The organism is Micromonospora globispora (genome assembly GCF_003857015.1).
GTDB classification, from domain to species: Bacteria; Actinomycetota; Actinomycetes; order Mycobacteriales; family Micromonosporaceae; genus Micromonospora; species Micromonospora globispora.
In genome coordinates, this window is the sequence record NZ_QGGF01000116.1 from 1 (window position 1) to 8,353 (window position 8,353).

Sequence of the window (8,353 nt, forward strand, 5' to 3'; positions counted from 1 at the left end):
TGGCTGTACAGCCATCGGTACAGCCAAGCCGGGCGACTCCAACCGATAGGGACGGACGCGAGGCGACGAGACGAGCAGGCCAGCCGCAATAGCCGACGCCGACCGACAGCGGTCTTGATCTTTGCAAGGCAGGGGTTAGGGGTTCAAGTCCCCTGGGCTCCACCATTTTCGCTCCTCACCTGCGGTTTCTCATTCCGCTTGATCGACTAGTACAACATCAGTACAGATCAGGCTTGATCTTGGCTTGAGAGCGCCGACCGTAGGACGCTTCCGACGATGCCGCGAGGCCGGTCCCGCTTCGGCCACCAGTGCACGTACGTCTCTAGCGTGATCCGCAGCGTCTTGTGCCGGAGCATGCGCTGCGCCTCGGCGTGATTCGTGATCAGCATCGTGGCGAAGAAGTGCCGCAGAGCGTGGAAGGTCCCAGGCCCTTTCGGTCAGCCGGCTGCGTCCCGCCAGTCCGCCCACTCCCGCGACCAGGTCCGGTCGGTGAACGGGTTACCGCGCCGAGTCGTGAACAGCAGCGGCACTGACCGCTGGACGGGATCGCCCGAGGTCATGTCGACCAGCTCCACCGAACAGGCGGAAACGTCCCGGACGTGCTCGGCGAGGACCTGGCCGACGACCGGGTCCAGGTCGACGGTGCCGGATGAGCCCGCTTTGGGCTCGCTCAGGTAGAAACCGCCGTGCTCCTGCGGCGTGTATCGGAGTTGCTGGACGATGTGCAGCTCTGCCCGATCCTGGTCGACGACGTGCGCGCCCGGCGGTCGTGGCTGGGTTCCGTCCCCCGGTGCTCGACTCTCCACGCCTCTCGGCCGGCGTCAAGGGCGCTTCGCGTCGGCTACGCCGATGGCCTACGGCCACCCTTGACCCCGACCGAGAGCCGTGGATCTGGCACCAATCGGGGGACGGGGCAGAGCGGCGACCGCCGGGCATGCCGGGCATCCACGGGCCAGTAACAGTGGCTCGCAACGGGCATCGGGGGGCACGGCGGGCAGGCAGCTCGGTCGTCGGGGGCAGGCGTTCCGGGCATTACGGCCGGTTGAGCGCGGCCTTCTCAACTAACCGGGTGGTGACGGAGGCTCGGCTGGCAGTCTTCGAGCGCGGACCGCGTCGGCTACGGCGACGCCGGCCAGGATGAGGGCGGCGGTGGTGGCTACCGCCAGCAGGGGCACCGGCCGCATCGCGGGGGTGAGGGCGACGAGGGCGAGTGCGCCGATCACGCGGGGGGCGGACACGCGGCCGAACACCGCGTACTCGAAGATGGCCCGTCCGGCGAGGAACAGGGCGGGTCCGCCGAGGATGGCGGCGATCCAGGCCGGGTCGGTGTGTCCGAGCGGGTGGGTGATGACGAGTTCGTCGCCGACGGCGATGGTGACGATGCCGGCGGCCATGACCACGTGGGCATAGATCGTCGCGACAGCAGTGCGGCGTAGGTTGGTGGTTGCTGTGATGGCGTCGGCCAGCAGCGCTCCGGCGCGGTGGATGTAGATGCGCCACAGCAGTGCCGTGGTGGCGAACGCGACCAGGGTCGCGGCGCTGCGGTCAGCCCCGAACGGGCCGTTTGCGAACGTCAGTCCGGTCACCAGGATCGGCTCGCCGAGCGCGACGATGAAAAACTGCTGGAACCGCTCGGCCACGTGCTCTGCGGAGGCCACGATCTCGAATCGACGCGTGGCGCCGCGGCCCATCTTCGGCGCGGGGAAGCCGATTGCGAGCCCCACGTACTCCACGAGCGCCGCCGTCATCCACAGCGCTGCACGCACCCAGCCGGGTAAGAACGCACCCGCGATCCATGCCGGCGTAGCCATGCCGACCCAGAACAGTATTCGCACCGCGCTGGGCCGCACCTCGTGGCCACGCAAAAAGTAGATGGCGATAGCGAGGCCACCAAACCGGACGGTGAGGTACGCCCCTATGAAGACCAGGCCCCGCCGACCGAACGCCTCAGGCGTCGCCGCCGCCATCACGAGGGTGCCGAAAATGATCGGCATGGTCAGCAGCTGTACCAGCGGATGCTGCGGGTCGAACAGGTCCGTAAACCTCGCCGTAGAGGTCCAGACATGCATCATGGCGAACAGCAACACCAGTGTCTGGAACGCGCCAGTCCAGCTCAGATGCCCCAGCAGGTGCTGCGAGAGCTGGAGGAAGGCGAGGACGAACACCAGGTCGGAGAAGAGTTCCAGGAATGACGCCCGCGGCTGCTCGGGTCTTCTCAGCAGTGCGGCCAATCTACCCGTCGTCATCAACCGCCCATCTCTGCCGTTTCTGTCCGCCTTAACCGTATTCGTACCATGCGGTGGCCTCGAACGTTGCCGACATAGAAGCCGCGCACAACGACTACCGATCCGGACAGCCCGACGAGGAGATTCGCTAGCAGGCTTCGGATGTGTGGCGGAAACGCGATCCGTCATCACGATCACAGCGACCAAGGTGATCAGAACAGCGGGAAGCCGATCGTCTGCCCGCCCGTGATCGTCTAACCGGGTGGTGACGGCGGCTCGGATGGGCGCCTTCGAGCGCGGGCCACGTCGGATGCGGCGACACCGAACAGAATGAGGGTGGCGACAACGGCCAGGATGAAGGCAGCGGTGGTGGCTACCGCCAGCGGCGGCACCAGCGCCATCGCTGGGGTGATGACGAGGAGGGCGAGGGTGCCGATCACGCGGGGGAGGGACACGCGGCCGAACACCGCGTATTCGAAGATGGCTCGTCCGGCGAGGAACAGGGCGGGTCCGCCGAGGATGACGGGGAGCCAGGCCAGGTTCGTGTGTCCGAGCGGGTGGGTGATGAGGAGTTCGTCGCCGACGGCGATGGTGACGATGCCGGCGATCATGATCACGTGGGAGTAGAGCGTCAGGACACCAACGCGGAGTCGGTTGGGGGCCGCTGCGATGGCCTCCGCGATCAGTGCTCCGGCGCGGTGGATGTAGATGCGCCACAGCAGTGCCGTGGTGACGAACGCCACCAGGGTGGCGGCGCTGCTGGCAGCCCCGAACCCGGCGTTTGCGAATGCCAGTCCGGTCACCACAACCGGCTCGCCGAGCGCGACGATGAAGAACTGCCGGAACCGCTCGGCCACGTGTTCTTCGGAGACCACGACCTCGAGTCGACGCTCGCCGCTGCGGCCCAGCCGCGGCGTGGGAAAGCCGAGTGCGATCCCCACGTACTCCACGGCCGCCGCCGTCATCCACAGCGCTCCCCGCACCCAGCCGGGCTGGAAAGCCCCCGCGATCCAGAACACCGCGGACACGCCGACCCAGAACAGTAGCCGCACCGCGTTGCGCTGCCCCTCGTGGCCCCGCAACAGAAAGATCGCGACAGCGAAGATACCAAGCCGGACGACGACGTACACACCTGCGAAGACCAGGCCCCGCCGGCCGAACGCCCCGGGTGCCGCAGCCGCCAGCACGAGGGTGCCGAACATGATCGATATGACCACCAGCTGGATCAGCGGATGTCGCGGGTCGAACGTGTCCGTAAACCTCGTCGCAGCGATCCAGACAAACAACACGGCGGACAGCAACACCAGTGTCTGGAACGCGCCAGTCCAGCTCAGGTTCTCCAGCAGTTCCTGCGAAAGCCGGAAGAACGCGAGGACGAACACGAGGTCGAGGAACAGTTCCAGGAATGCCGCCCGCGCATGCTCGGGTCTTCGCAGCAGCTTGCTCGCCCTACCCGTGGTCATTGGTCGCCCGTTTCTGCCGTTTCTGTCCGTCTTAACCTTAGTCGGACCGAGTTGTTGGGCTGTGAAAGTTGCCGGACGCCGCGGACAACGACTACCGATCCGGACAGCCGGCCGGGCTACGGATCAGGTGATCGGGCCCGTTAACGTCCGCCCGGCAGACGCCCTCCCGTCCTTGATCAACAAGTACAGCTTTAGTGCAAACGACCGCCGCAAGGGGTGTGAATTGTCGAGAGGCGCTGAGGGGCGGGGCCGCAGGTCGGAGCACTGATCGGTCCGTTTGCGGCTGATCCGCGCGCCGGCTTGCGGCTTAGGGTTCAAGTCCCCTGGGGCTCCACCAACACTTTCCCTGGTTGATCTCGCTTCCGAGTACAGCCATTCGTACAGCCAAGCGGTCACGCTGTCCCCTCCTCGCCCAGCAACCGATCGATGGCCGGGGCAGCCTGACGAGCCTGCGCCGGCAGGACATGCCCGTAGGTGTCGGCCGTCATCCGGATCGTCGAGTGCCCGAGCAGCTCCATCACCGTCCACAGTTCCTCGCCTTGGTCGAGCAGGAACGTCGCGAAGGCATGCCGCAGGTCGTGCAGGTGCAACCAGTCCAGCCCGGCCACCGCGCGGAGCTGCTCGAAGCGCCGGTTGACGTTCCGCGGATCCCCTCGCCGGACACCACAAGGGCTACCAGCCTCCCTGGACGGGGACAAGGTGGAGCGCCCTACTGGACGAACGACGTCCCCGTCCAGGGAGGCTGGACGGTCTACAACTGCCCGACGAGGAGATCCGCCCACTGGCCGAGAGCCGCCCCTACCGGGGCGCCTACCCTTGTTCTCGGCGCCCGCCGCCGTGGCGTTTCAGGAGCGCCCTGGCCCGTTCGTGCCAGTCCTGGGTCGCGCGATCGAAGACGCCAGCAGGCAGGGACCAGGCGGTATCTTGGGGCCTCCTGAGGCGGTGTAGTGCCGGAGGTATCGCCTCCATCCAGCCGAAGAGCCCGCGTCCCTTCATCCCCTGCTGATACAGCGCCCGTCCCGCCTCGGTCTGCCAATAGCGGTCCGCCTCTGCTTGAGCGCCGATGAGGCCAGCAGCGATCAGGCGGGGTACGGCTTGGATGAACTCGGCCTCGGTCAGGAGAGCGTGGTTGATGCGATCAGCCTTCGCGATGATCTGCGCGAGTGCGTAGCCGTCATCGGGACCGGTTCCCTCGATCGAAGAGAACACCCACGCGTCCGAGCCCGTCCATTCGGCGACCACAGTCGCCAGGATAGGAGGCTGTCTGGCCGCCACATGGTGATCGACACCGCAACGAGCCCGAGCGAACCTGCGTGAAGTCCCCGGATGCACCAGGAGCTTCAGTCGCCGTACAGCCATCCGTACAGCCACGCCCGCCTGCCGATGCTGACGCTCCCCGACAGCGGCGGACAGGCCGACCAGGTGCGCAGCCGTCCGACCAGCCATCCGGGATCTTCTTCCAATCCCCGACTTGGTCAGCTCGTCGGGGACGGGTGCCGCGCCGCACGCTCGGCCTCCGCTCGCGCCTCCCGCCGGTGTTCGAGCACCCGGCGCAGGTCATAGACGACGGCGAAGGGTCCGAGCACACCCAGGAGAAGGAACCAGATCCCCACCTTGTATTCGCCTTCGATGGGGTTCAACCGAAGCAGTCCGACGCCTGCGCTAAGCGCCACCACCGGCAGGAGCATCGTGCCGATGATCTTGATACCGCGGGCGAGGCCGGAGCGGATGACGAGAACGCCGGTAGGTATCGCAAACACGCCGGCGAAGAGCATGCCGCCGACGACGACGAGAAACATCGGATAGCTGAGTGACATTCGCGGCAGTCTAGCCAGCATCCGTGCCCGATCGGTGCACGACGATACGGCGGACCGCGGCCAACAGTGGCTGATGCAGATGGGTGAAGAACAACGGCCGGTCAGGGATACCCCGACCGGCCGTTGTCATTGCTGCTTACGGGAGGGTGACGTACTGCCCGAGGAAGGCCCGGGCGCTGTCGCTGTCCGTCCGGTACGCCACGTTGGTGGCGTAGCAGGGAGTGTCACCGGTGATCGTGGTGCCGGCCAGCACCAGCCGGCCGTCGAGGGTGACGAAGTTCGGGCCGCCGGAGTCGCCGTAGCAGGCGCCGCCCAGGTCGCGGCTCTCGTTCATCGCCAGGCGCACCCAGGTGTTGTTGAGCGCGTCGAAGTCGACCGTTGCCTTCATTCGCACGCCGCCGCCCGGGTGAACCTGCCCACCGGGCTGGTCGACGGCCTCCTGGGTGCCGTATCCCATGACCTGCCAGTCGGCGGCGTCGAGCGCGCGGGAACCGAGGTCGGAGAGCTGGTTGGCGCCGGGCAGGGTGGCCGGGGTGAAGGTCCACCGCTTCGCGAGGTCGGCGGCCTGGGTGTCGTCGAACTCGATCACCGCGATGTCGTGCGCATCGGCCGAGTTGCCCGGGTATGCCGGGTCCCAGTGTGCCGTGCCCTGGACGCCCACTCGGGCCGCAATCTCCTCCGGCGACCCGCCGGTCTTGTTCGAGTCGTCGATCGCGCCCTGTACGTCCTGGGCCAGCGAGACGTAGAACTTGGCGCCGGCCGGACGATTGGCGGTGCAGTGGGCGGCCGTGAGGAAGATGTTGGCCGAGATCATCGTGCCCGAGCAGCTCCACCGGACGACGTCGGGCGTGGCGGGGTTGCCGTCGCGGTCGTACTGCACCACGAGCGCGCCGACCTCGGTGCGCTCAGGCGCAGGCTGTGCGTTGTATGAATTGATCGCCGAGGCGGGGGCGGCGACGCTGAGCATCGCGGCTGCGGCGGTGGCGGTCAGCGAAGCGAGTACGGCTGAACGACGCAAGTTTCCTCCCGTGGATGGTCGGGTCTCCGGTAGCTGACCACATCGGATGCCCGAATGGAAGATGCCAGGCAGGGCGCTCACCACCCGCGGCACCCAGGGAGCCCGCCCGTCCATGCCGAGCAGGTAGAGCGGCACGTCTCCTCTCTGCGGACCCGTCGTACCGGGTCGAGCGCGGCAGGCTAGCGTCGGAACGTGAGCATCGGATCCCCGCGCGTCCTGCCGGCCGACACCGGCATCGCCGAAGCCGCCGCCGTCCTGCGTGCCGGAGGGCTGGTCGCCTTCCCCACCGAGACGGTCTACGGGCTCGGCGCGAACGCGCTCGATGCCCGGGCGGCGGCCCGGATCTTCGAAGCCAAGGCCCGGCCGAGTTTTGATCCGCTGATCACCCACCTGGCCGACGCCGCCGACCTGCCCGCGCTGGTCGGCGCGGTGCCACCGGCGGTCGCCGCGCTGGTCGAGCGCTTCTGGCCCGGGCCGCTCACGCTGATCGTGGACCGGCCGGAGGCGATCCCGCCGATCGTCACCTCCGGGCTGGACACCATGGCGGTCCGGGTACCGGACGAGCCGTCCGCCCGCGCGCTGATCGCGGCCGCCGGGGTGCCGGTGGCCGCGCCGAGCGCCAACCGGTTCGGGCAGCTCAGCCCCACCCGGGCCGAGCACGTGGTGGCCGGGCTCAGGGACGCGGTCGACGTGGTGCTTGACGGCGGACCCACCCGGTGCGGGATCGAGTCGACCATCGTGGACGCCCGGGGCGAGCGGCCGGTGGTGCTCCGGCTGGGCGCGCTGCCGGTGGAGGCGCTGGTCGAGGCGGTCGGGCCGGTCACCGTACGGCCGGGGAGCTCGGGTCAGCCGGTGGCGCCGGGGACGCTGGCCGCCCACTACGCCCCGCGTACCCCGTTGCGGCTCGGGGCGGCGGAGTCGGCGCCGGGCGACGGCGGCCGACGGGGGTTCCTCGCCTTTCGCGAGCCCCCGGCGGCCGGTGCGTGGGCGGCGGTCGAGGTGCTCTCGGCCGAGGGCGACCTGACCGCGGCGGCCGCCCGGCTCTTCGACGCCCTGCACCGGCTCGACGCCGCCGGGGTCACCGAGATCGTCGCCGAGTCGGTCCCCGAGGTCGGGGTGGGGCGGGCGATCAACGACCGGCTGCGCCGGGCCGCCGCCACCTGGCACTGACCCCCTCAGAGGTACCGGTCGGCGGCGCGAGGCGGCGTCACGGCAGCTCCGCGGCGATCCGGTCGACGCCGGCGTTCAGGTCCGCGTAGCCGGCGGCGGTCAGCTTGCCGCCCTGGAGCAGTTCCTTGAGCTTGTCCCGCAGCTTCTTGATCTGTTCCTGGGCCTGGTCCGTGTCGCCCTCGGTGATCTCCTTGGCGATCGCGTCGACCTTCGCGTGCAGGTCCTTGGCCGCGTCCGGGTTCAACTGGCCGGTGTCCACCTGCTCCTGGATGGACAGCCGCATCGCGACGATGGGGTCGGCCGGCGGGGTCGGTGTCGGGGTGACCGTGGTGGCGCGCGGGCTCGGCGCCCGGGAGGTGCGGCTCGGCGGGGGTGTGGTCGTCCGGAGCGGCGGGGTGGACGGGGCCACCGTCACCGTGACCACGCTCGGCTGTATCGCGGTGTCGACGCGGGCCGGTGGGACGGTGGGATCGGCGACCGGGGCGGCGGTGTCGCGAGTCAGTAGCGCGACGGTGGCCAGGGTGAGTAGCGCGAGGCCGACGATGGCCGCGGCCACCAGCAGGATGCCGCGCCGACGCTTCCGTACCGGCCGTTCCCCGGGGTTGGGCGGGGGCGTCGCGCCGTGGCTGCCACCGGGTCCGCCCGGCCCGGTCCCGGCCC

General features: G+C 69.0%; 9 protein-coding genes. 1 reads left to right on the plus strand and 8 read right to left on the minus strand.

What is annotated here, in order from left to right:
• Positions 1 to 437 precede the first annotated feature (437 nt).
• The 7 genes from DKL51_RS36125 to DKL51_RS04260 form a co-directional block, all read right to left on the minus strand.
• Positions 438 to 806: a hypothetical protein gene (locus tag DKL51_RS36125; protein ID WP_243422701.1), complete on the minus strand. Its 369-nt coding sequence runs from the start codon at positions 804 to 806 to the stop codon at positions 438 to 440.
• A gap of 255 nt (positions 807 to 1,061) precedes the next feature.
• Entirely contained in the window at positions 1,062 to 2,231 is a 1,170-nt protein-coding gene (locus DKL51_RS04235) for a low temperature requirement protein A (protein ID WP_243420659.1), read from the minus strand.
• 248 nt (positions 2,232 to 2,479) lie between these two features.
• Positions 2,480 to 3,688, minus strand: coding sequence for a low temperature requirement protein A (locus tag DKL51_RS04240; RefSeq protein WP_109947349.1), 1,209 nt, complete (start codon positions 3,686 to 3,688; stop codon positions 2,480 to 2,482).
• A gap of 392 nt (positions 3,689 to 4,080) precedes the next feature.
• Positions 4,081 to 4,470: a tyrosine-type recombinase/integrase gene (locus DKL51_RS04245; RefSeq protein WP_260428370.1), complete on the minus strand. Its 390-nt coding sequence runs from the start codon at positions 4,468 to 4,470 to the stop codon at positions 4,081 to 4,083.
• Between the two features lie 28 nt (positions 4,471 to 4,498).
• Positions 4,499 to 4,930: a hypothetical protein gene (locus tag DKL51_RS04250; protein ID WP_123827108.1), complete on the minus strand. Its 432-nt coding sequence runs from the start codon at positions 4,928 to 4,930 to the stop codon at positions 4,499 to 4,501.
• A gap of 233 nt (positions 4,931 to 5,163) precedes the next feature.
• Positions 5,164 to 5,505, minus strand: a complete 342-nt coding sequence (locus DKL51_RS04255; RefSeq protein ID WP_109947351.1) for a hypothetical protein — start codon at positions 5,503 to 5,505, stop codon at positions 5,164 to 5,166.
• A gap of 136 nt (positions 5,506 to 5,641) precedes the next feature.
• The gene (locus tag DKL51_RS04260) at positions 5,642 to 6,523 is read right to left on the minus strand and encodes a trypsin-like serine protease (RefSeq protein ID WP_207784010.1); all 882 of its coding nucleotides are present in this window, start codon (positions 6,521 to 6,523) and stop codon (positions 5,642 to 5,644) included.
• Positions 6,524 to 6,739: 216 nt separating this feature from the next.
• Here DKL51_RS04260 and DKL51_RS04265 point away from each other — a divergent pair, with 216 nt between their 5' ends.
• Positions 6,740 to 7,693, plus strand: a complete 954-nt coding sequence (locus DKL51_RS04265; protein ID WP_109947353.1) for an L-threonylcarbamoyladenylate synthase — start codon at positions 6,740 to 6,742, stop codon at positions 7,691 to 7,693.
• Between the two features lie 37 nt (positions 7,694 to 7,730).
• Here the strand turns inward: DKL51_RS04265 and DKL51_RS34720 are convergent.
• Positions 7,731 to 8,353 (minus strand): FIMAH domain-containing protein (locus DKL51_RS34720; RefSeq protein WP_438819648.1); only part of this gene is annotated, 623 nt, incomplete at its 5' end.